Source organism: Arthrobacter sp. D1-29 (genome assembly GCF_054130585.1).
Genome location: NZ_CP096383.1, coordinates 2,069,737 through 2,091,635, shown reverse-complemented (window position 1 = coordinate 2,091,635; position 21,899 = coordinate 2,069,737). Strand labels below are relative to the sequence as shown.

At 61.3% G+C, this 21,899-nt stretch carries 17 protein-coding genes and 3 pseudogenes; 9 read left to right on the top strand and 11 right to left on the bottom strand.

Features of this window, described 5'->3' with window-relative positions; translation table 11 throughout:
• Positions 1–88: 88 nt before the first annotated feature.
• From M1E17_RS09640 to M1E17_RS09610, 7 genes are all read right to left on the bottom strand, one after another.
• Positions 89–838: an ABC transporter ATP-binding protein gene (locus M1E17_RS09640; RefSeq protein WP_457966932.1), complete on the bottom strand. Its 750-nt coding sequence runs from the start codon at positions 836–838 to the stop codon at positions 89–91.
• Positions 835–2,697: a branched-chain amino acid ABC transporter ATP-binding protein/permease gene (locus M1E17_RS09635; RefSeq protein ID WP_457966930.1), complete on the bottom strand. Its 1,863-nt coding sequence runs from the start codon at positions 2,695–2,697 to the stop codon at positions 835–837. The genes M1E17_RS09640 and M1E17_RS09635 overlap by 4 nt, the downstream gene beginning before the upstream one ends.
• Positions 2,697–3,554 carry a branched-chain amino acid ABC transporter permease gene (locus tag M1E17_RS09630; protein ID WP_457966928.1) on the bottom strand — a complete coding sequence of 286 codons (858 nt, stop codon included), beginning with the start codon at positions 3,552–3,554 and terminating at the stop codon, positions 2,697–2,699. Before M1E17_RS09630 ends, M1E17_RS09635 begins: the two co-directional genes overlap by 1 nt.
• Positions 3,551–5,200, bottom strand: a complete 1,650-nt coding sequence (locus M1E17_RS09625) for an FAD-dependent oxidoreductase (protein ID WP_457966926.1) — start codon at positions 5,198–5,200, stop codon at positions 3,551–3,553. Before M1E17_RS09625 ends, M1E17_RS09630 begins: the two co-directional genes overlap by 4 nt.
• A gap of 124 nt (positions 5,201–5,324) precedes the next feature.
• A complete protein-coding gene (locus tag M1E17_RS09620; protein ID WP_457966924.1) occupies positions 5,325–6,527 on the bottom strand; it encodes an ABC transporter substrate-binding protein in 1,203 nt (400 codons plus the stop codon).
• Between the two features lie 139 nt (positions 6,528–6,666).
• Complete coding sequence (locus M1E17_RS09615) at positions 6,667–8,100, bottom strand: ABC transporter substrate-binding protein (protein ID WP_457966922.1); 1,434 nt, start codon at positions 8,098–8,100, stop codon at positions 6,667–6,669.
• Between the two features lie 230 nt (positions 8,101–8,330).
• On the bottom strand, positions 8,331–8,546 hold the full coding sequence (locus tag M1E17_RS09610; protein ID WP_457966920.1) for a hypothetical protein: 216 nt from the start codon (positions 8,544–8,546) through the stop codon (positions 8,331–8,333).
• A 728-nt stretch (positions 8,547–9,274) separates the two neighbouring features.
• On the opposite strand from M1E17_RS09610, the gene M1E17_RS09605 reads away from it, so the two are divergent.
• The 8 genes and pseudogenes from M1E17_RS09605 to M1E17_RS09570 form a co-directional block, all read left to right on the top strand.
• Positions 9,275–10,891 carry a flavin-containing monooxygenase gene (locus M1E17_RS09605; protein WP_457966918.1) on the top strand — a complete coding sequence of 539 codons (1,617 nt, stop codon included), beginning with the start codon at positions 9,275–9,277 and terminating at the stop codon, positions 10,889–10,891.
• A gap of 703 nt (positions 10,892–11,594) precedes the next feature.
• A complete protein-coding gene (locus M1E17_RS09600) occupies positions 11,595–12,305 on the top strand; it encodes an IclR family transcriptional regulator (protein WP_457966917.1) in 711 nt (236 codons plus the stop codon).
• Positions 12,306–12,804: 499 nt separating this feature from the next.
• Positions 12,805–13,446: a GntR family transcriptional regulator gene (locus M1E17_RS09595; protein ID WP_457967678.1), complete on the top strand. Its 642-nt coding sequence runs from the start codon at positions 12,805–12,807 to the stop codon at positions 13,444–13,446.
• A gap of 8 nt (positions 13,447–13,454) precedes the next feature.
• The gene (locus M1E17_RS09590; RefSeq protein WP_457966915.1) at positions 13,455–14,975 is read left to right on the top strand and encodes an MmgE/PrpD family protein; all 1,521 of its coding nucleotides are present in this window, start codon (positions 13,455–13,457) and stop codon (positions 14,973–14,975) included.
• Positions 14,976–15,881 carry a methylisocitrate lyase gene (gene prpB / locus M1E17_RS09585; RefSeq protein ID WP_457966913.1) on the top strand — a complete coding sequence of 302 codons (906 nt, stop codon included), beginning with the start codon at positions 14,976–14,978 and terminating at the stop codon, positions 15,879–15,881.
• A gap of 27 nt (positions 15,882–15,908) precedes the next feature.
• Complete coding sequence (locus tag M1E17_RS09580; RefSeq protein ID WP_457966911.1) at positions 15,909–17,045, top strand: bifunctional 2-methylcitrate synthase/citrate synthase; 1,137 nt, start codon at positions 15,909–15,911, stop codon at positions 17,043–17,045.
• Positions 17,046–17,360: 315 nt separating this feature from the next.
• Entirely contained in the window at positions 17,361–17,597 is a 237-nt protein-coding gene (locus M1E17_RS09575) for a hypothetical protein (protein ID WP_457966909.1), read from the top strand.
• Positions 17,598–17,829: 232 nt separating this feature from the next.
• A pseudogene (locus tag M1E17_RS09570) lies at positions 17,830–18,126 on the top strand (IS3 family transposase); the annotation flags it as partial.
• A gap of 623 nt (positions 18,127–18,749) precedes the next feature.
• On the opposite strand, the gene istB reads toward M1E17_RS09570, so the two are convergent.
• The 3 genes and pseudogenes from istB to M1E17_RS09555 form a co-directional block, all read right to left on the bottom strand.
• Positions 18,750–19,538: an IS21-like element helper ATPase IstB gene (gene istB / locus M1E17_RS09565; protein ID WP_457966907.1), complete on the bottom strand. Its 789-nt coding sequence runs from the start codon at positions 19,536–19,538 to the stop codon at positions 18,750–18,752.
• Positions 19,538–20,756 (bottom strand): annotated as a pseudogene (gene istA / locus M1E17_RS09560) (IS21 family transposase). Before istA ends, istB begins: the two are co-directional and overlap by 1 nt.
• Positions 20,757–20,789: 33 nt before the next feature.
• Complete coding sequence (locus tag M1E17_RS09555; RefSeq protein WP_457966905.1) at positions 20,790–21,158, bottom strand: helix-turn-helix domain-containing protein; 369 nt, start codon at positions 21,156–21,158, stop codon at positions 20,790–20,792.
• A gap of 77 nt (positions 21,159–21,235) precedes the next feature.
• On the opposite strand from M1E17_RS09555, the pseudogene M1E17_RS09550 reads away from it, so the two are divergent.
• A pseudogene (locus M1E17_RS09550) lies at positions 21,236–21,380 on the top strand (IS3-like element ISAar4 family transposase); the annotation flags it as partial.
• Positions 21,381–21,653: 273 nt separating this feature from the next.
• Here M1E17_RS09550 and M1E17_RS09545 read toward each other — a convergent pair.
• Positions 21,654–21,893, bottom strand: coding sequence for an aldehyde dehydrogenase family protein (locus tag M1E17_RS09545; protein WP_457966903.1), 240 nt, complete (start codon positions 21,891–21,893; stop codon positions 21,654–21,656).
• Positions 21,894–21,899 lie beyond the last annotated feature (6 nt).

Here is a 21,899-nt window from a genome sequence, read left to right as displayed (position 1 = left end):
CCTGTGAGTGGCGCCTGCATAGTATTTGTCATTGTTTTCGGTCCCTTTGGCTGAGTAGGAAGATTCACGGTAAAACGTTCTGAGAACGTCATGGTCGTATGGAGGGGTGCTGCGAGACTTCGGTCTGCCCTAGGTAAGCCTCGCGTAGGGCCTCCCTCACGCCGGGATCACCTGCGGGGCTGAAATAGACCACATGCCCAAGGTCAACGGCGACCACGTGCGTGGCCAACTGGAGCGCGAAGTCAACGGACTGCTCCACCAGCACGATCGACATTCCGCTGTCGCTCAGGCGGGCCAGGCCCGCCAGGACATCTCCCACAACGGCGGGAGCCAGCCCCGCGGATGGCTCGTCCACGAGGAGAAGACGTGGTTCGGGCATGAGCGCCTGGGCGATGGCAAGCATCTGCTGCTGACCGCCCGAAAGCATCGCAGCAAGAGACGTTCGCCGATCGCGAAGAATGGGGAACATCTCGTAGGCCCACTCAAGCCGCGGGGCAAGATCGGCGCGGGTCCAGCGGCGGGAGTGGGCTCCGAGTTTCAGATTCTCCTCGACGGTCATGTCTCCGATGAGGCGCTTCCCCTCTTGCACAAAGCCGATACCCTGTTTCACTCGATCGTAGACAGGTGACCGGCCCAGATCCTTGCCCTCATATTCGATCCGACCCGACTGCACCGGATTAAGCCCCATCACCGTGCGAAGGATGGTTGACTTTCCTGCCCCGTTGCGCCCGAGGAGGGCGAGCACTTCCCCTTGCTGGACGGAAAAGCTAACATCCCAGACTACGCGCAGGTCCCCATAGCCCGTGGCCAGGCTGGACACGTTCAGAATGGTGCTCATGGTCGAACTGCTTCCGCTGGAACCTCTATGCCGTCGACAACAACAGTCGTTCCGGTAACCCCAGCACCCACCCCGAGGAACCGCTCCAGCACTTCAGGATGCTCGGCAACCGTGCGCGGATCGCCATCCGTCAGTACCCTCCCTTCCGCAAGGACCACGACGTAGTCCGCAAGGGATTGAACAAGACTGAAGTTGTGTTCAACGAGAATGACAGTCGCTCCCGCATCCCTCACTCTCCGCAGTACTGCTGTGAGTTCCTGGACTTCGTCCCGATCGAGGCCGGACGCGACCTCGTCCAATAGCACGACAGACGGGCTGGCGCACAGGGCGCGAGCGAGTTCAATCATGCGGCGGGTCCCGAGCGACATCTCAGCCGCCGACTCGTGGGCTACATTGCCTAGTCCGAGGATGTCGAGCCAGCGCGAGGCTGCCGCGCGATTCTCCCTGATACTCCGTCGGTATGAAGGCAGCCGGAAAATAGTCGCGAAGAGCGACGCATCGTGCGTATGGATGCGACCCGACGCGACGACGTCCAGCACCGAAAGGTCGCCGGGGATCGCTGGCGTCTGAAAGGTGCGCCGAACACCGCGACGTGCCACTTCCATGGCGGACAGGGTTGTGACGTCCTCATCTCCGAGAAAGACTTTCCCACTGGTCGGCCTTTCGAAACCGTTGATGATGTTGAGAGTCGTTGTCTTCCCCGAGCCGTTCGGTCCAATCAATGCAGTGATCTGACCGGCGCCGGCGATAAAGGTGGCCTCACTCACCGCTTCCACCCCGCCGAAAGACTTGGATACGGACTCGAGCCTGAGATCCTTGCCGGGCAGGGCGGGGAGGTCGAGTGATCGGCCTGCGCCAGGGGAGACCACGGATGCAGGCGACTTGTTACGCGTGAAGCGACGGGCGATTTTCTTGCCCAGCCCGGACATGCCTGAGCCAAATGCCAACCCTCCTATGACGAGAAACGCGCCGAATGCCACTTCACCGAACTCGCCGAAGCGTGTCGATTGAGTGCTGATAATCTGCACGAACGCCACTCCAATGAAGATTGCATAGATGCTGCGCCTGCCAGCGACGATCGATGCAACCAGCACATTGATGATGAGGTGCAGGCCAACGCTTTCTGGGGCAATGAAGCGATCTGTATAGGCGAAGAATGCGCCGGCCATCCCGACTGGAAGGGACGCAAAAGCATACGTCATCAGTTTGAGCCGGTAGCGCGACATCCCCAGTGACGGAGCCAACACGGAACCTTGCTGCAGGATCATGAGGCAGTTGCCGAACTGCGACTTCACAGCGCTGCGGTAGACCGCGAACCACGTGGAGGTGACAACGACGACAACTACGAAGAACGCACTTCCGTCGAGTTTGTTTCCGAAGAGCATCGGTCTCGGAATGCCGGTAAAGCCGGATTGTCCGCCGAGGATTTCGTATGGGATCACCTGGAGCGTATTGGGGATGAGCAAGACGAGAAGGAACGAGCACACGGCTAGCATCCATCCGCCGAGCCGGATACCCGGCGCGCCGGCTATAAGCCCGACGACGACTGCGACGCCCGCCGAAAGAGCCAGCAGGAGCGCAATGTCATTGATGACTCGGGTGGCCAAATAGGCGGTCAGGTAGGCCCCCACCGCGTACATAGCGGGAAGCCCCATGTTCAGCTCGCCCGCCCAGCCAAGGTTAAGGTTCAGGCCGATGACAAGAAGGGCCATCGTGGAGATCAGAAGGACCTGTCGGGACCAAAAGTTTGGAAGCCCGAGGAGGGGTGCGATGGCAACAAGTACAGTGATCCCGATCCAAAGAATGGGAAGCAGGAAGGGACGAATCGGGCTTGCCGCGGTGATGGGATATGTTGCCATTAGACGAGCCTCAGATTCCGATTGCCGAACAGCCCGCCCGAGCGGAACAGGAGCACGAGCACGAAGACAACAAACACCGCGTAGTCGCCGAAAAACGGACCGACGAACAGTGCCACCAGCGCCTCAATGAGGCCGATTGCGAACCCGGCTATCACTGCCCCTAGTTGGCTGCCCAGCCCGCCGAGCGCCAGTACGACAAAGCCTTTCAGCGCAAGGCTAAGCGCCAGGTAAGGACTCGCTGACGTTGAGACGAGCACGAAGGGTCCGACGAGTCCTGCGAATACGCCGGCGATGGCGAAGGAACCGACCGACAGCCAGAGCACATTGACGCCGCGAAGCATCGTTGCCTCCCGGTCGAAGGCTTGGGCGCGACTCGACTGGCCGAACCTCGTACCGTGCATGAGCAGATGCATGGTCAACCCAAAGACGATGGGAAGCGCGATCAGGATCAGTGTGTTCGGGAGCACCCTGCCTCCGAGGAGTTCGATGGGCTCCTGCGCGAAGAGGACGAGCCGTTGCGGATCGGTTCCCCAGATGATGGCCGTGATTGCAGTGAGGATGGTCGCGGCCCCCAAGGTGGTGATGAGTTCCGCATGGCTACCAGCCGGCAGATATCGCACAGCGATGAGCTGGACGATAGCTGCCATTAGAGCGCAGACCACCGCACAAATAACCAGCGTGACCGGCAGGGACAGACCCAGCCCGACCGTCGTTATGGCAACGAATCCCCCGAAGACAAGAATATTCGCAAAGGCAAAATTGAGTACCCCCGATGATGTGAGGGTGATGTTGTACCCGATGGCAATCAGCGCATAGATCGCGCCCGTCGACAATCCAGCGAGGATAGCGATCGTCATCGTGGGCCGTTCCTTTCGCCAGTTGTCTCAAGCATGGTGTCAGCGGCTGCCGCGCGGCCTGCATTCATACCCCACACACCCGCGACTGCGAGCGTCGCCCCCGCCCCGCCGTAGACCATCCCTGTCGGGTTCGCCATGACGTTGCCTGCGGCGTACAGCCCCCGAATAATGTCGCCATCGACATCGAGCACATGGCCGACGGAATCGGTTCGCGGACCGCCTTTTGTGCCCAGCGCCGAAGACTCAACTTCGACGCCGTAGAACGGCCCTATCTCCACCGGCCCCAAGGTGGAGAAAACGGAATCCGGGTTCAGGAGTCGACCGCCAGGAAACCGGTCATAAGCGCTCTCGCCCCGACCAAAGTCTGGGTCCACGCCGGTTCTCGCATGGTCGTTGAACCGCGCCACGGTTTCCCGCAGGCTGTCAGCCGGCACACCAAGCGCCTCGGCGAGATCGTTGAGAGAGCCTGCACGAGTCACCCAATCGGGCACACCGCCACCTGGACCGCCACCGAATACTCCGAATCGGTCGACCACCGACTGATCGAAGATGAGGTAGCTTGGAAGGTTCAGATAGTCGAACCTCGAGGCGTCAAGTTCATGGTACGCACCGCCAAAGGCATTGTAGTTGGCGGCCTCGTTAGCGAACCGACGTCCCTGGCGGTTGATCATCAGCGATCCGGGGAGCGCGCGCTCCCGTGCTGTGAGCAGACCATTCCGGCCGCCGTCGCGGCGAACTCCTGGTAGAGAGATGACTGGGGCCCACCAGGCCTCGCGCATATTGCCAAGTTGGGCACCCACCCGCATCGCCATCCGTAAGCCATCGCCCGTATTCGAAGGGGCGCCTACAGTGCGCGAGATCGGGCCGCGAAGGAAGTCGCGCACCAGCGCAGGATCACATTCGAAGCCGCCAGTGGCCAGGACGACAGCGCCAGCCTGTACCGACGCCACACCGTCCGGTGTTTCTATCTCGACTCCAGTCACGGCGCTTCGCTCAGTCAAGAGGCGCAAACCTCTGGCCTCGGTGACGACGTCGACGCCCAGATCAAGGCACGAACGCAGAAGACCAATGATCAGGGCGCGGCCGAGCCCCTCAAGACTGCCTTCCTCCCGTTCTGCATTTGCCGACGCTGGAATCACACCAGAGCTCCCTCCTAGTGGCATCTCCGCGAGGACGATCCGCTTCACGTCGCCACTGATACGGACCGCCCAATCCTCAAATCCTTTTGTAGAGACAAGGCCGGGTTCCAGTGTTCGTCCACCGCCGGGAAGTCCCCCTGGCTGTTCGGGGTGATAATCGGGGTATCCTTCGACAACCTGCATTCGCAGCTCAGTGTGCTCTTCGAGGAACTCGACGAATCGAGGCCCACCCTGAATGAGAGCTTCGGCCAGTTCCTCGAGGATCATCCCCTTCGAAAGACTCAGCAGATATTCAAGACCGCTCTCGTGCGAATCCTCGATTCCAAGTTCCCGCGCGGGCCCATTGTCGGGGATCCAAATCCCAGCGCCCGACAACGCGGTCGTTCCGCCGAGCAGCGCAGCCTTCTCGTAGACGGCTACCGTCGCGCCGTCGACGGCCGAGGCCAATGCTGCTGTCAATCCCGCCGCTCCCGATCCCAGAACGACGACGTCGTAGAACTGTTTCATTACATTTCCTCTTTGTCGCGAGGGCGGGCTGGGTGACCGCCTACTCAAGTCGGTTGATTTCTGGCCAGGAGGGCTAAATCAAGTGGCAGGTCGAATCTCAAGTGAGGCGCGACCTGCTGCCTGGTTATTCCACCCAAAGCCCGTCTTTGACGCTCGCGCCACACTCCACAAGACCGAAGGCACCCTTCGCAGGAGTCGGGAAAACGTCGTCTTCGCTGTAGGTCACGCCACCGGGATAGAGTGCCAGGTAGTCTCCGGGAACAGGCTCGTTCCGTATTGCAGCGATAAGGGCATCTCCACTCGTGTCACCGTCCGTGCGTTCGATGGCAAGCGCGGCGAGGTGAACGACGTCCCAACCGAGTGCCCCCGCCAGGATTCCGACGTCGCTATCGGCGAAGGCAGCATACAAGGGCTTGAGGTGGTCAGCGGGTGAGTCTGGTGTGACGGTGAATGAGTAGACTGGGAGCGAGCAGTTCTCCAGTGCCGAGGGTTCCGCGAGATTGGACAGGACCGCGGCTGCTGCTCCGGTTCCTCCATAGAACGGGATGTCTGTCGCTCCGACTGCGACGCGCGAGCTCAATAGCCGTGCCAGGGAATCGTGCCCCGCGAAGTCGAAAAACATCGCATCGGGCGCTGCAGACTTCACGCGTTGCACTTCAACATCGAAGTTGAGCGCGGCTGGATCCGGGCGCTCGACCTGGACGATCTTGACGCCTGCATCGCTCGCGATCGCAGTGATACCGCTGAGCAGGGAATCGCCAAACGCGTCACCAGGCAGAACCACTCCGAGCGTCTTGATCCCGTCGTCGGTGAAACTCCTAGCCACGCTTGAGAGACTCGCGCTGGCCGGGGTCAAACTGCCGATGTGGTGGGGATAGGCACCATGATCGTTGATCGCCGAGTTCGTCCCGGGCGCGACACTGAAGAGCTTCGCGTCCGTTGCAAGCGGAAGCATGGCAAGGACCTCACTGCTAACTCCACCGGGGATGATGACATCGGGGTCGTATCCGGAGTCCAGGAGTTCGGTGAGCACGCTGACAGCGTGCGTCGGGTCGCTCTTGCTGTCGAGGAGTTTTACCTCAATCTGGCGCCCTTTGATGCCGCCTTCGTCGTTGAGGTGTTTGACGGCAGCGTCAAAGCCGGTCATGAAGATGCTGCCCGTTCCAGCGAATGCGCCGGTGAGACCATACACGATAGCGATCTTAATCGGGCCGTCAGATTCATCTGCGGCGTCCGCATCACTAGGTCCGCTGCCCGCAGAGGCACATCCAGCGAGCAGCAGAGCGGTGGTGCCGGTCGCCACAATGTTCATGAGAAAACGTTTCACTGTTGCAGTCTCCTTTGACTGAAAAATGTTCAATGTCGCATATATGGAGCATAGGCGTTCTCATATTGCACGGTCAACGCTATTGGCGCAAGGTCGATGCCGTGGGCTGACCGACGAAAGGATCCGTCGCGTTGCGTCATCAGTCCACCTTCGTGGCTCCGCTGATCTCCTGCAGGCCGCTCAGATAGACGTCGAAGTCAACACCCTTCTTCATCACGTAGATGCGTGCCGGGAAGTTCAGCATCAGGGACAGTGCTGATTCGGCGGCCTCCCGGGACGCCGCCTGAAGGACGGCCCTGCGCTCATCGGGATCGGTCACTGCGAGCGAGTCGGCCAGCAGCTCATCCAGCTCGGGCGTCACGAATCCGCCCGGATTGAAGACCCCTTTTTCAGAGAAGCGTGAGGCGAACAGCTGCGATGGGTCCGACCGACCAACGACGCCGGTGATGACCATCTCACCGGTTTTGTCGACGATAAACTTCTGCGCCATTGCCGAGTTGTCGAGGGGCAAAATCTCCATATTGACCCCGATCTCCTTCAGCTGCTCCTTTATAACCTGCGCGAGCTGGGTGTAATTCGCTCCGGGCACAATCGCGGTGATCGACAGGTCCGCCTCGCCTGCCTCGGTTAGGAGGGCCTTGGCCTTCTCCGGGTCATAGGGGTAAAGGACATCGGGGAGGCTCTCGTCGTATGCGAAATATCCGGGCGGGAACGGCTGGTCGGACACCTTGCAGAACCCGGCATAGAGGGTCTCGCAGATGCTCTCGCGGTCGATACCGTGCAGGAGCGCCTGGCGCACGCGCTCATCGGTGAGCCCGGCAATTTTGAAGTTCGCCAGCATAGCGGTTTGGAAAAGCACGGTCTCCGCCTTGACAGTGAAGTCCCCGTTATCCTTGAAAGGACCTATATTTTGCGAGAGCACCAGAGCAGTGTCGACTTGGCCCGCCAGCAGTGCGTTGGCGAGCGCAGCTGGATCCGTGACTATCTTGAAGTCGATGCCGGCCAGCCCAGGCGCCTCGCCCCAGTAATCGGGGTTCCGTTCCAACTTGAGCTCGCTGCCGGTTGTGTACGAGACGAACCGGAATGCACCGGCTCCGTCCAATGTTTCGCTGAGGTTTACGCCCATCGCCAGCGCGGTCGGGTTGATGACGGCGCCAGCAAGACCCGAGAGAATGGCGGGCATGGCCGCGTTCGGAGCGCTCAGGCTTAGCGTGACCGTCTGCGGATCGTCCACGGTCACGTCGGCCACCGTGGCGAAGTCACTCTTCACGGCAGATTCCGGGAGGTCGCGTGCCCGGAGCAGGCTCGCCTTCACGGCCTCGCCGTCCAGGACGGTGCCGTCTTTGAACGCCACGCCCTTACGAATGTGAAAGGTCAACTTCAGGCCGTCTTGACTGAACTCCCATGACTCCGCGAGTCCGGGGATCAGGCTGCCATCCGGATCGACATGCACCAGCCGGTCGTAGGCCGGACAAAGGTAAGTGCAGTCGCTGGGGAACGAGGTCCTGTGGGGGTCGAGATTGTTCGGGGTCGTGCTCGTGCCGAACTGCAGGACGGCGTCGCCCGCCGCCATTCCTTCTGCAGGGTCCGTTTCACCACCCTGTGCACATCCGGACAGGGCAAGTGCGGCAGCAATCGCTACCGCTGGGAGCTTGTGTTTCGGGGTCATCGTTTGAGCCTCTCTGTCATCGTGCAATGCGCAACGCGCCACCGGGAAGCGGTGGGTCTCACGCGCTCGTGACTTCGGCCTACGAGGACCCGGGCGGTACGACCACTCATCAAACAGCACGTATGAATACTGGACTAAGTATCATGTGAGTGGGCAAAGGAGTCAATCCCCAACTTGGCCGGGATTCGAGATTCTCCCAGGTTGTAGAAGGACAGCTTCACCTTCGCCAGCGGGGAAATGATGGGGAAGGGGAAAACCGGGATGACGTGTTCGAGGGCGTCGAAGACCCATTTAGCCCCGCGGTTCGCCACCGACCGGCTCACACTCCACCCGGTGGAAAAGTCGGTCACTGTCAGGGTGAAACAGAATTCCCGAAGCTAGATCGGCTTGGCTCTCGCTGACCGCAATCCATTGTTCCTGCGCAGCAGCGGTACCAGGACGGGCAGTACTTGGGACTTCCTGCGGACGCTTGACGTCCACCAGACATGGCACTATGGTTCATCTAGTTCAAATATCGCATTGATTTGTTCGCAGTATGCCCTTCGATAGGGACACTCGAGGGGGAGTGAGCGTTGACGTCCAATATCGTCCTCAGCGACAAGGCCTTCGTCGTAACCGATGCGGGCCGAGATCACAGGGAGAGTGCCCGCTTGCCGCAGCGGCAGGCCGTAAGCATCGTCTCCGGCGCGCAACATGGCATCCTTGGAATGAGCGCTTACGGTGCTACCAAAAGCGGTCAATGCGATGACTATGAACTGGGCAATCGAGAGCGGCTTCGTGGCATTTCGGGTCAGTGCCATCTCGCTGTGGGCAATGACCCAGATGACTCCACAACATCGGCGAGAGTAGAGCGACCCGAATACCTTCCCCAGCATCCGCTTTGGCGGCAAGGTGTCAGCCCAAACTAGACGTCCTTGACGCAGTTCTCCGACGAAAGCGGATGGTCTGCACCCTAGTTTTCTGCCCTCTGGCCAGGACGCTCGTTTAACCCAGAGGAATCAGCTTTATGCGGTAAATCAAAACAAGCGCTAGCTTGCCTTGGGAACAATGACAGATCTTACAGAGCGAGGATGAGCATATGGGACCGGACAATGTACAAACGGCAGGGGATCATTCTCCAGACGTGGTCATCGTCGGAGCCGGCATCGCTGGCATTTACGGCATCAAGCGCCTTCGAGAGACGGGCATGTCAGTGCTCGGCATCGAGGCCGCTCCCGAGGTTGGCGGAGTCTGGTATCACAATGGGTACCCAGGCGCACGGGTCGACCTCGACAGTGACATGTTTAACTACTTCTTCGACGAAGAGTTGTACAAAACGTGGGACTGGGAAGACCGCTATGCCACCCAGCCGCAAGTGCTTGCCTATCTGAAGCACGTTGCGGACAAGTATGATGTCCGGCGAAGCATCCGCTTCAACACCCGGGTCATCGGCACCACGTGGCAGCCTAAGGAGAAGCGGTGGCTCGTTGAGACCGACGACGGCGCCACGCTGAGCCCCCGATACCTGGTCATGGCCACGGGACAGCTCTCCCGACCTCGCGACCCCCAGTTCGAAGGTCTCCACGATTTCGAGGGCGAGTGGTACCAGACCTCGCGATGGCCTCACGACGAAGTGGAACTCGCTGGAAAGCGTATCGCCGTCATCGGCACCGGGTCCTCAGGCGTTCAAGCCGCGACCGCGATCGCCGAGGTCGCAGACCACTTGACCGTCTTCCAGCGCACTCCCCACTACTCCATTCCTGCTCAGAACCGGCGGCCTGACGAGTCTCGTCGGCAACGGCTTCGCGGGCGATTTCCGGAACTGTGGAACGAGCTATCGCAGACGCATTTCGGGGGGTTCGCTCCCCCGCCTGCAGGACCCGCCTCGGCATTCTCCACCGAGGATCAGCAGTTGCTGTTGCAGCAGCGGTGGGATTTCGGCAGTCAGTCCATGGTGGGGGTCTTCTCTGATCAGGCAGTTGACTGGGACACGAACACACTCGTGGCCGAGTTCGTCCGTTCAAAGGTCCGCGACAAGGTAGAGGACCCCGCCATCCGGGCCGCCGTAGTGCCAGACGAGTACCCCATCGGAACCAAGCGGCTCATTCTCGACACCGGTTATTACGAAGCATTGAACCAAGACAACGTCAATCTTGTAGACATGCGTAGCGAGCCAATTGTCCGGCTGACCCCCCACGGCATCCAAACCACGGGGCGTGAGTATGAGTTCGATGTCATCGTCTTCGCCATGGGCTTCGAAGCCTTTACCGGCGCCTTGGACGACGCAAACATTCGCAACGCAGACGGGGTTACGCCCTCCCAGGCATGGGACCGCGGCCCACAGACTTACCTTGGACTTCAAACCCGAGGATTCCCCAATCTGTTCTTCCTTACCGGCGCTGGGAGTCCCTCCGTGCTGGCGAACATGTTCGTCGCGAACCAGCATCACGTGGACGTGCTGGCGGAACTCTTTACGCATATGAACGAGCACGGCTTCTCCGTCGTCCAGCCGCAGCAGAGGGATCAGGACGCCTGGGTCGCGCACTCGGCCGAGGTCGCCGAGAAGCTCATCCGCCGCGAGATTAACCAATACATGGTGAAGGTAACCGACGACGGTACCCGCGTGTTTATACCTTATGCCGGCGGTTTCAAGGCGTATTACGCAAAAGTCAAGGACGAGATCGATACCGGCTGGCCCGGATTCGAATTCGCCTGACTGATGGCTCGCCCTGGTCGTCACTGGGCGGGCGGGTAGCCTGGGACACCGCCGGCTGCGGACCGGAAGCTAAGGTGAAGACAAGCAGCATCGCAGGTTTGACCTGTTCATCGGAAGATCCTGGACCGTACAGCTGCCAGGGCAACAATGTTGTATTCAGCGACAAGGAGAGCTCACCGAAGCCCGAACTCATCGTGGTTGCTGCCGGGGAATCGTCAGTTCTAACTGGGCGCATCAATCCCCAACTTAGGCCCAGGGCAGGGGAGATCGAAAAGGCCTAGGGGCGCGGTGCGACAGCAAATGCGCGAGCATAGGGGGCGGTCTGCGAACAACGTCGCCGTCGAACACCCGGCCTTCTTACCTCGAGCCCTGAAGACCGCTGCTCTTGTGGCCTGTGGTCCACTTTTCCCAGAAGTGAGGTCTCCGCACAGAACCAGTGCAACATCGAGCAGCATGTGCTCAAGGCCACTCCAGCATTGCCCCGTCAACCCTGACATATCGATTCACTAGGCGGACAACTTCCCACCGATATCCTCGAGCGCCACGTAATCCGAACTTTTGGGCCTCGCTCTCTTCTCGGAGTCTCAGGCCTGGGCCCTGGCCTGGTGGTGATAACAAGGCCTATCACCGGAAGGATCACCGACGCCTTCTCCTGATCAAGGCGGGGGTCGCGGTGCATTAGCTGCACACTAAGCTGATTCGTATGGAAGCAAAGGACAAGGGTCTGCAGATCAACCCCCGCGACGGCAACCAGACGCTGAGGCGCGGCCTTCGTGTTCTCCTGGAAGTGGCCGATTCCAAGGATGGTCTCTCAGTTCAACAGGTCAGTGAGATGCTGGGCGTCCACCGGTCGATTGCCTACCGCCTTCTGCAGACCCTCGCTGACTACCGGATGGTGACTCGTAGTAGGGCGGGACTTTATATTCCGGGTGCTCGCCTGGCGACGCTCGCCGGGACGTACCTCCCGAACCTTCGGGACGTCGCCAGCCCGGCCATGCTCGCTCTCGCCGACCGACTCCAATCAACAATTGCGCTGTTCGTTGAAGAGGGAGAAGAAGTCGTGGCAGTCTCCATGGTGGAGCCAACAACACCCGTACACCATATTTCGTTCCAGCCCGGCATGCGCACACCACTAACGCTCGGCGCGGCGGGCTACGCGATTCTCGCGGGCGGCGCTCCCAGTGCGGACGAGCCCGCCAACGTCGCGGTCGCACGCGAAAAGGGCTACGCGCGTAGCCACTCAGAGGTTGAGGCCGGTGCGTTCGGTGTTGCAGCGTGGATTCCCATGGGCGGAGCTGGTGTGCGAGCCTGCCTGAACCTCATTACCCATCGAGAAGATATAGCAGATCAAGCCGGCCCTGAGATGCGGCGCGTGGCCGACGAGGTCGGGCATCTCCTACAGCAATCGGGATGACTCCAAGGTTCGGAGACAGCGGTGATGACCTGCCCACCCTCGCACCCTGATCAAAGGTTGGCGTCAAAGGACTGTGAAACTGGCCCAGCCCGAACTCGTCCCTCACTGAGACCAACCTCCGCCCGCAAATACGGCACCTTCGCCGAACTCGAGACCGCATTCCAGGTACTCGTGAATGACCGCGAGCACCGGGCGACGCGGTGCAAACCCGCGGCGATTCCAAGGAAACCACAGCCACGGGCCCGCTGAAGAAGCTCATCATCCACCACTACAACGCCCGGCCAAGTCGAAGTCCCCCGCGGCCGCTTGGCCATAGAACCGCGACGAATAGTCTGGTTTCCGGTTCGCCACTTGGGTTGGTCCTCTTGGCAGAATATTGTATACAGAAGACAGGGATTTCCGAGTAACAGGGCTCGAGACTCGCACACTTTGTGGGGATCTTGGTTGCGATCCGACCGTTAGTGTATACACTGGGATAATGAGGACCAATGGAGGAGCCGTGCGGGCCAGCGATAGGGCCTACTCCGCGCTGCGTGATGACATCATCGAATGGCGCCTCCTCCCCGGCACAGTTCTTGCGGAAGTCGAGCAGTCTGAACGACTCGGGGTCTCGCGGACGCCTCTCCGCGAAGCGTTAAGCCGTCTGACGGCGGAGGGACTTACGACAGCGGCGGACGGGCGGGGTGTCGTCGTAACAGACATCTCTACAGAGGACATCGACGAACTGTTCGAGCTCCGCGAAACACTCGAGGGCAGGGCTGCCGCGTTAGCGGCTGAGCGGGGAGACGCAGGAGTCTTCCACCAACTCCTGAAAGAGTTTCTCGAAGCGGGGACCCTTATCCGCGGCTCTGATCCAGCCCGGCACGAATACTACGCCCTAGTGACCCGGCTCGATGATGCGATCGACGGCGCCATCTCCAACTCCTACTTGGCCCAGGCGATGCGCGGCCTGCGCGTCCATCTTGTCCGCGTGCGCCGCCTCGCGGCCGATGACGAGCGGCGCCTGCATGCTGCAGCCCTGGAGCATGCAGCGATCGCCGAAGCCATCGCTGCTGGCAACGCCAGGCTCGCCGAAGCGGCCACCATCCTTCATCTGCACCGCAGTCTTACCCACGTCAAAGCGACGCATACAGCGCAATAAGGAGCACTATGGTTAAGCTCAACCACGTCCGTGTCTACAAAAGTGAAGAGAACCTCACCCGCGAGGACCAGTTGGCCCACAAGATCGCCGTAGTTGCCGCTGATCCCGTGGAGGTGACCCCCGAGGTCACCGAAATGGTCATCAACCGGGTCATCGACAACGCGTCCGTCGCAATCGCATCGCTGAACCGCGGCCCGATCGTGGCTGCCCGCGCGCAGGCTATGACCCATGCGCCGACGACCAACGGCAAGGGCGCAAGCGTCTTCGGCATCACGGACCGTGTGTCCCCCGAATGGGGTGCCTGGGCCAACGGTGTGGCGGTGCGTGAGTTGGACTACCACGACACGTTCCTGGCAGCGGAGTACTCCCACCCCGGGGACAACATCCCGCCCGTCCTTGCCGTTGCCCAGCACGTCGGTGCCAGCGGCAAGGACCTGATCCGGGGCATTGTCACCGGCTATGAGATCCAGGTCAATCTGGTCAAGGCGATCTGCCTGCACAAGCACAAAATCGACCACGTGGCGCACCTCGGCCCGTCCGCCGCGGCCGGCATCGGGACGTTGCTGGGCCTCGACGTCGAGACCATCTTCCAGTCCGTCTGCCAGGCGCTGCATACCACCACCGCCACCCGCCAGTCCCGCAAGGGCGAAATCTCCACCTGGAAGGCACACGCGCCGGCGTTCGCGGGCAAGATGGCCGTAGAAGCCGTGGACCGCTCCATCCGCGGCCAGACCTCACCTGTGCCGATCTACGAAGGTGAAGACGGTGTCATCGCCTGGCTCCTGGACGGCCCCGACGCCTCCTACGAGGTCCCCCTGCCCGAGGCCGGCGAGGCCAAACGCGCCATCATGGACACCTACACCAAGGAACATTCTGCCGAATACCAGGCACAGGCCTGGATCGACCTGGCCCGGAAGCTCCACAGGGAACACCCGGAAACCACGGACCCGGCCAACGTGAAGTCTGTGCTGATCAAAACCAGCCATCACACCCACTACGTCATTGGCTCCGGCGCGAACGACCCGCAGAAGTACAGCCCCACCGCGAGCCGGGAGACCCTGGACCACTCGATCCCGTACATCTTCACGGTCGCGCTGCAGGACGGTGCCTGGCATCATGTGGATTCCTACACCCCCGAACGCGCCGGCCGGCCGGATACCGTGGAACTTTGGCACAAGGTCACCACCGATGAGGACCCGGAATGGACCCGCCGCTACCACTCCCTAGACATCATGGAGAAGGCCTACGGCGGGTCTGTGGAGATCGCTCTCAACGACGGCACGGTCGTCACCGACCAGATCGCCGTGGCTGACGCCCATCCGCTCGGTGCCCGGCCGTTCGCCCGGCACCAGTACTTGACCAAGTTCCGCACGCTCGCGGCCGGCCTGGTCGAGGATAAGGAAATTGAGCGTTTCCTGGCTGCCGCCGAGGACCTAGCCAACCTCGGTCCGGGCGAACTGGACCAGCTGAACATCACAGCCGCCCCGGGTGTCATCGACCTCAGCAACGCACCCCAGGGGCTGTTCTAAATGCTCTATTCCAACACAACGCCCGAAGAGAAGCGGGTCCTCCTCCGCGAACTCCTTGCCTCCGGAAGCATCCAGCAGTTCCCGGGGGCCTTCAACCCGCTCTCTGCCCGGCTGATCGAAGAAAAGGGCTTCGCCGGTGTCTACATCTCCGGCGCTGTCCTGGCCAACGACCTCGGGCTGCCGGACATCGGCCTGACCACCCTCACAGAGGTGGCCACTCGTGCAGGGCAGATCGCGAGGATGACCGGACTGCCGTGCATCGTGGACGCCGACACCGGGTTCGGCGAGCCCATGAATGTGGCCCGCACGGTCCAGGAACTCGAAAATGCCGGGCTGGCAGGCCTGCACATCGAGGACCAGTTCAATCCGAAACGCTGCGGCCACCTGGACGGCAAGAACGTAGTGGATCTAGACACCGCCACGAAACGGATCAGGGCTGCAGTGGATGCCCGGCGCGACCCGAACTTCCTCATCATGGCGAGGACGGACATCCGCGCCGTCGACGGTCTGGAAGCTGCCCAGGACCGGGCCAAGGCGCTCGTCGACGCCGGGGCGGACGCCATCTTCCCAGAGGCTATGCGGGACCTGAGCGAGTTCCGGGCCATCCGCGACGCCGTAGACGTGCCGATCCTCGCCAACATGACCGAGTTCGGGAAAAGCGAACTTTTCACGGTGGAGCAGCTCCAGGAAACCGGCGTGAACATGGTGATATATCCGGTGACCCTCCTCCGTAGTGCCATGGGCGCCGCCGAGCGTGTTTTAGACACGCTCAAGAGCCTGGGAAGCCAGCAGGAACGCGTGCCTGAAATGCTCACCAGAGCCCGCCTCTACGACCTGGTGGACTACGAGGCTTACAACAAATTCGATCGCGGCATCTTCAACTTCCAGATCCCCGACATTCACTAGCAAAAGATTGCAACGAAGGAGTTCAACATGGCTGACACAGAGATCAAGAAGGGCCTCGCAGGTGTCGTGGTGGATTACACCGCCGTCTCCAAGGTCAATGCAGAAACCAACTCGCTGCTGTACCGGGGCTACCCGGTGCAGGAGCTTGCCGCTAAGTGCAGTTTTGAGGAGGTCGCGCTCCTGCTATGGAACGGAGAGCTGCCCACGGCGGAGCAGCTGGCGGAGTTCACGGCACGCGAACGGGCAGGACGCGCCCTGGACCCGGTGGTCAAACAGGTCATCGACGCGCTGCCCACCACCTCGCATCCCATGGATGTCTGCCGGACGGCCGCATCGGTCATGGGTGCCCGGCACGCCCTCACGGAGGACTCCTCGCATGAGGCGAACATGGCCAAGGCGATGGACCTCTTTGCTGCGATGCCGGCTGTGGTGGCCTACGACCAGCGCCGCCGTCACGGGCAGGAGGCCATGGAACCGCGTGACGACCTGGGGTACTCGGCCAACTTCCTCTGGATGGCCTTCGGCGAAGAACAGGTCCCCGAAGTGGTTGAGGCATTCAACGTCTCGATGATCCTCTACGCCGAGCACTCCTTCAACGCCTCCACCTTCACGGCCCGCGTCATCACGTCCACCCTCTCGGACCTGCATTCAGCCGTCACCGGAGCCATCGGTGCATTGAAGGGTCCGCTGCACGGCGGAGCCAACGAGGCCGTGATGCACACGTTCGATGAAATCGGGATACGTCAAGAAGAGTCCCTGGACGAAGCAGCCGCCCGTGCGAAAGCATGGATGGAGGACGCCCTGGCACACAAAAAGAAGGTCATGGGCTTCGGGCACCGCGTCTACAAGCACGGCGACTCCCGCGTGCCCACTATGAAGGCCTCCCTGGACAAGATGATCGCCCACTACGGCCGACCCGAACTGCTGGGACTCTACAACGGACTGGAAAGCGCCATGGACGAGGCCAAGGCCATCAAGCCCAACCTCGACTACCCCGCCGGCCCCACGTACCACCTCATGGGCTTCGATACGCAGACGTTCACTCCCCTGTTCGTCGCCAGCCGCATCACAGGATGGACCGCCCACATCATGGAACAGGCCTCCGACAACTCGCTGATCCGCCCCCTTAGCACCTACAACGGCGTGCAGGAACGTGCCTTCTAGCACGAGCTAGATGACCTCCCAAACTTGCGGTGGAGCATGAGATGGTCACCCGGACCATCAATTATCGCAACGCTAATGGTGCTCCACCGCAACTATTGCTGTCCCGATGGTCTGTCATCAGGCTTTCAGCAGACAGCCAGCTCGGTAATAGGTGTGCATTGACCGCAGAGACCGCGATGCCCCAGGGCTGGAGGAGCCGTCAGTGAGTCTGTTTGAGTACTCCAAAGACGCTGGTGCAATGAGAAATAGTCAGGCCGGGTTCCTCTTTGCGCCCCCATTCAAGGAAGACCTCTGCTCATGCGAAGGGAAGCTCTGATGTACCAGTACCGCCGTGACGACTGGAGCCAATTGGTCGGCTTCTTCGTGGAAGTTCGCCACGATCAGCAAATACTCAGGTCAGGATTCGTCGACCGCGCCATGCCTGATTCGTCCGCCCTCTGGCTGGCGGCAGATGGGATAGAAAAGAGGACTCTCATAGCTAAAGTCGAAGGCTACGAGGTGTGGATTGACGCGCGCTGCTTAAGCAGGCTCAAAGACCGACTATCAACATGAGTGATGGAAAGTCCTCCTCGCCAAATTCCCAACGTTCAAATCCACAATTCACCCACTCACAAGGTGCATCTGTAAAACATCTTCATTCTGATCAGGTCGAGATGACCAGCGAGGACCTCGAAGCCCACGAGCCCTGCGTAGTCCACGTGAATCAGGACAGCGAATCCTGAAGCCCTCAGATGTGCAATCCGCCTTCGAAAGGAGTTGCGCCTGTGATGACCAGTTGTTGCCTCGGGATCGGCGATGTAGTCGAACGCTTCGCCAGACGTTGACCGCCAGGATCCAGCACTACTTCTAGGAGTCTGACGGCACCTACGGGTACCGGCGCATCCGTGCCGATCTATCCGCGGAACGGCCCCAGTGCTCTCTCGAGTGGATGCGACAGATCATGCGCTGCCACGGCCTGGTGGCCTGTCAACCACGGCAGTTCCGCATCATCACCAAGGCTGGCGCTGAAGCAGCGGAGCGCATGCCCGACCTTCTCAGACGGGACTTCACGGCCCGGTTGGTCGGGAAACTTGTTCCGGATGAGCGTCATGCCGCCATCCGGACGGCACTTCTCATGAGAATAACGGATTTGCAATTGCATGGGTTGCAGTAGCCGCGACCGGTGCGTTTGATGTGTTTGATCCCGGTATTGTTGGCCCTACGTTGCCGTTGGTGGGCGCCAGTGACGATCAGGACTTCGATCTCCTTCCACCACCGGCACACTGTCCTGTAGAGCTTGTGGGTTTCTAGTCGGCCCGCGGCTTCGACAAGGATTTTGAGTTCTTCCTTCGCGGCTGCCGCATCGGGGGGAGCTCGTGTACAGCAGGGCCCGCAGCTGTTCTTTGACCTTCCACACCGCTTCGAGCCTGCCGGTCACGCCGTCGGCCGCGAAAACCTCTGCCGCTGGTGTGCCGCATGCTCCGTGAGGGTGTCTCCGGCTCGCAAGAGCAGCATCCGCATCCAGTCCACACACCCTTGTGGCCTGCCCATCGAACCTGTCCGGCGTCCAGATCGACGATGGTCGTCATCCACGGTTCGTGCCGGACCACGATCTGGTTCCGGGCCCCGGAAGAACTGCACGGACCGGAACCGGTGTTCATCTGTCAGCGCTGGTCGAAAAGTGAGCCATTTCGTGGGTTGAAAACTGAGCCACGTTGACGTTGGTTATTCTGCCGTATTTTCCGGTCTTGTCGAGGGCAGGGAGTCCGCCTGGGCATATTTGAGCCGGTAGCTTGAGCCTTTGAGTGTGACAACTTCGGCGTGGTGGACGATGCGGTCGATCATGGCTGAGGCGACGACCTGGTCACCGAACACGTCTCCCCAGCGGGCGAATGGCAGGTTCGAGGTCAGGATCAACGAGGCATGTTCGTAGCGTGAGGACACGAGCTGGAAGAACAGGTTCGCGGCATCCTGTTCGAACGGAATGTAGCCGACCTCATCGACGATGATCAGCCCGTAGCGGCGCAGTCTGATCAGTTCCTGAGGCAGCCGCCCGCTCTGGTGGGCTGCCTGGAGACGGGCAACCCAGTCGATGGCTGTTGCGAACAGGACGCGGTGGCCCAGCTGGGTGGCCCGCAGCCCCAGCCCGGTCGCGAGATGGGTTTTCCCGGTTCCGGGCGGGCCGAGCAGGACGATATTGGACGCTTCGGTGAGGAACGCTCCGGTGGCCAGGTGCGCGATGGTGTCGCGTTTGAGGCCGGGCTGGTGGTCGAAGCTGAAGTCCTCGAGCGATTTGCGGGCCGGAAACCCGGCTGCTCTGGCACGGGTTTCGGCTCCGGAGGCTTCTCTGGCGGCGACTTCCCGGGACAGGACCGCGGCGAGGTATTCCTCATGGGTCCAGCCGGCCTCGCGCGCATGGTCCGCGAGCCGTGCTGCACCTTCTCGGATCCGGGGTGCCTTCATGGCCCGGGAGTAGTACTCGATCTGACCGGTTGTTTCCTTCGCTTCGGTCATCAGGCGACCTGCCCATCATCAAGGACGACACCGAACGCCCGGTCGTAGTCAGCCAGGTCCCGCAACCCGGATGCATCTGCTGGAGGTGCGGGGTTTTGGAAGGCTGTCCGCATCGTCCGGGCAGCCTCGACATGGTCCGGGTCTGTGATGGTCAGGCCAGCGCCCCAGGACCTTGCATGGTTTCCGACGCAGCGGCCCTCCAGGGTGATCCTCACCGTTTCCAGGTCTGCGGTGACGTCGACGAACCTACCGATGGCCTGCGGGTGCACCTGAGTAGTCATTGGAGCCCATCCGCACGTAGTAGTCCCGCGGCAGCCGGACCCTCGCCGCGAACCCGGTCACGGGCGAAACCGGCGGCAGCCCCAGCATCGCCGCCTTGTCCCGCTTGATCAGCTCCGCAGGCCGGGCCCCGGTCCGCCGGACCATCCGGTTGTTCGCCTTCGGCAGCCACTGGCCGAGTTGTGTGTTGAAATCCGCCGGTGAGGTGAAGGTCCGGCCGGGCAGGAACGAGGTTTCCAGGAACTGGTTAGCCCGCTCCACCACGCCCTTGCTCTCCGGATCGTAGGGTTTGACCTGCACGATCCTGGTCGCGAGGACCCCAGCGAACGCAGCTACTCCGGCGGCGTAACTGTTCCGGCGGCCGATGCCGGTTTCGTTGTCCCAGATCAGCCGCCGCGGCACCGCTCCCAGGGACCCGATCAGCTCCCACATCCCGGCCAACAGGTCCCCGGTCATCCGTGACGGAAGCATCCGGGCCATGATGAACCGCGAATGCGAGGACACCATCACCAGCACCGGCAGAACCCTTGGCTTCCCGGACCCGACAGGTATCCGCGCCTCCGGGAACCACAGGTCGCACTGCGCCTGATCGCCGGGTTCGTAACTGATCCGGTCCGCAGGATCCGCTGGAGCGTACTCCGGCCGGATCCTGGCCACGTTCTCCCGGAACCACGCAGGGGACCCGGACCAGCCCACGCGCTCGGCCAACACCGTCGCCGGCATCCGCGGATTCTCCCTCAGCAGCGCACGAATCGCCGGTTCCAACGCCTTGATCCCGGAGTCCTGCGGAGAACGCACATAGGTTGGCGGACCATCGGCGCTGACAGCCTTCGCGACCGTGTTCCTGGAAACACCCAGCCGCGCCGCTATCGACCTCATCGACTCACCCTCGGCAAGATGCAACCGCCGAATAAGCGCCCAATCCTCCACTGTGATCACCCACCCAATCGTTTGGAACAGGTGGCTCAGTTTTCAACCGTCACAATGGCTCACTTTTCGACCGTCACCGACATCGTCGATGCCCAGCATCCGAAGACTGAGTTCATCCACACCGGGCAGGCTCAGGAGGCAGGCTTCGTTCACCGCAGCACGCACCAGCCACCATGACACCCTGAACGCCGCGGCGGTCTCGGACACTGCCTGTCCCAAGCGGATGACGGCGTCCACGACATGGTCCCGGAGCCGCATGGTGGAGCGAGCACGACGCGGGACCTGGGCGGTGGACTCGAAGGACGATAGACGAGGGCAGTCGCGTTCTTCGCAGCTGGTGACAGCGTCGGACGCCGCCCCGGTAGGGTCAGTTAGCTCGTGGTCCTGTTCCTGGTTGAATGGTAGAGACACTCATCCCAGCAGGGCCACGGGCCCTTCTGTCATCTACGACACGGAATCAATTCCGCACGGACCACGAAGAGCCCGCTTACGCGACTAAATCAGAGGCCCGGAGCGACGCCATCCGCTATATCGAGGGGTTTTACAAACAGCCGGCGCCGTCACTCCGCGCACGGTTACCGGCGGCCTGACGATGTCCACCATGGTTATCCACAGCCAGCCTTGGCTGCGTAGAAGAATCCACTAACTCCGCTGTCTGAAGTCCCCCGCAGCTCAGGTATCGTTTCGGCACAGCCGCTATCCTGCACAAAAAAGGAAGCGGCATCAGACCGGGAACGGCTCACTCAGCCCGGGTAGGGCCAAGAATCCAAAGTGATATAGCTTAAGGCACTCGTGGCGGTTGATCGGGCGGGTAGATACTGGCAGCCACCGTTGAAGGTGGTACAGACGAACCGGGCTACGAAACCGAAGACGCCGGCCCGCGGCAGCGTGGTGGACAATGCACCGCTAGGCCGCAAGCAGCTTTGTCCGGTATTGATAAAGCGTGTTCTCAACGCATGCGCCCGCAACCTGCAGGTCGACGTCATCGAGCACGACGAACGGGACAGGACTGCCCAGCTCGAGCAAACTATTCTTGATTTTCCGATCGGCCAGGGCCACCACGCTGGCACAGGCCCGCACACTTCCAGTGATACTGACGCCTGATACCCGCGGGTCGGAGAGAAGCCGCTCGATGGCGGCGGGCACCTCGAG

Excerpts from the sequence above, each read along its gene's own strand:
- M1E17_RS09640 (WP_457966932.1), bottom strand. The coding sequence starts at position 838 with ATGAGCACCATTCTGAACGTGTCCAGCCTGGCCACGGGCTATGGGGAC.
- M1E17_RS09635 (WP_457966930.1), bottom strand. The coding sequence starts at position 2,697 with ATGGCAACATATCCCATCACCGCGGCAAGCCCGATTCGTCCCTTCCTG.
- M1E17_RS09630 (WP_457966928.1), bottom strand. The coding sequence starts at position 3,554 with ATGACGATCGCTATCCTCGCTGGATTGTCGACGGGCGCGATCTATGCG.
- M1E17_RS09625 (WP_457966926.1), bottom strand. The coding sequence starts at position 5,200 with ATGAAACAGTTCTACGACGTCGTCGTTCTGGGATCGGGAGCGGCGGGA.
- M1E17_RS09615 (WP_457966922.1), bottom strand. The coding sequence starts at position 8,100 with ATGGCGGCGGGCGACGCCGTCCTGCAGTTCGGCACGAGCACGACCCCG.
- M1E17_RS09605 (WP_457966918.1), top strand. The coding sequence starts at position 9,275 with ATGGGACCGGACAATGTACAAACGGCAGGGGATCATTCTCCAGACGTG.
- M1E17_RS09600 (WP_457966917.1), top strand. The coding sequence starts at position 11,595 with ATGGAAGCAAAGGACAAGGGTCTGCAGATCAACCCCCGCGACGGCAAC.
- M1E17_RS09590 (WP_457966915.1), top strand. The coding sequence starts at position 13,455 with ATGGTTAAGCTCAACCACGTCCGTGTCTACAAAAGTGAAGAGAACCTC.
- prpB (WP_457966913.1), top strand. The coding sequence starts at position 14,976 with ATGCTCTATTCCAACACAACGCCCGAAGAGAAGCGGGTCCTCCTCCGC.
- M1E17_RS09580 (WP_457966911.1), top strand. The coding sequence starts at position 15,909 with ATGGCTGACACAGAGATCAAGAAGGGCCTCGCAGGTGTCGTGGTGGAT.
- M1E17_RS09575 (WP_457966909.1), top strand. The coding sequence starts at position 17,361 with ATGTACCAGTACCGCCGTGACGACTGGAGCCAATTGGTCGGCTTCTTC.
- istB (WP_457966907.1), bottom strand. The coding sequence starts at position 19,538 with ATGACCGAAGCGAAGGAAACAACCGGTCAGATCGAGTACTACTCCCGG.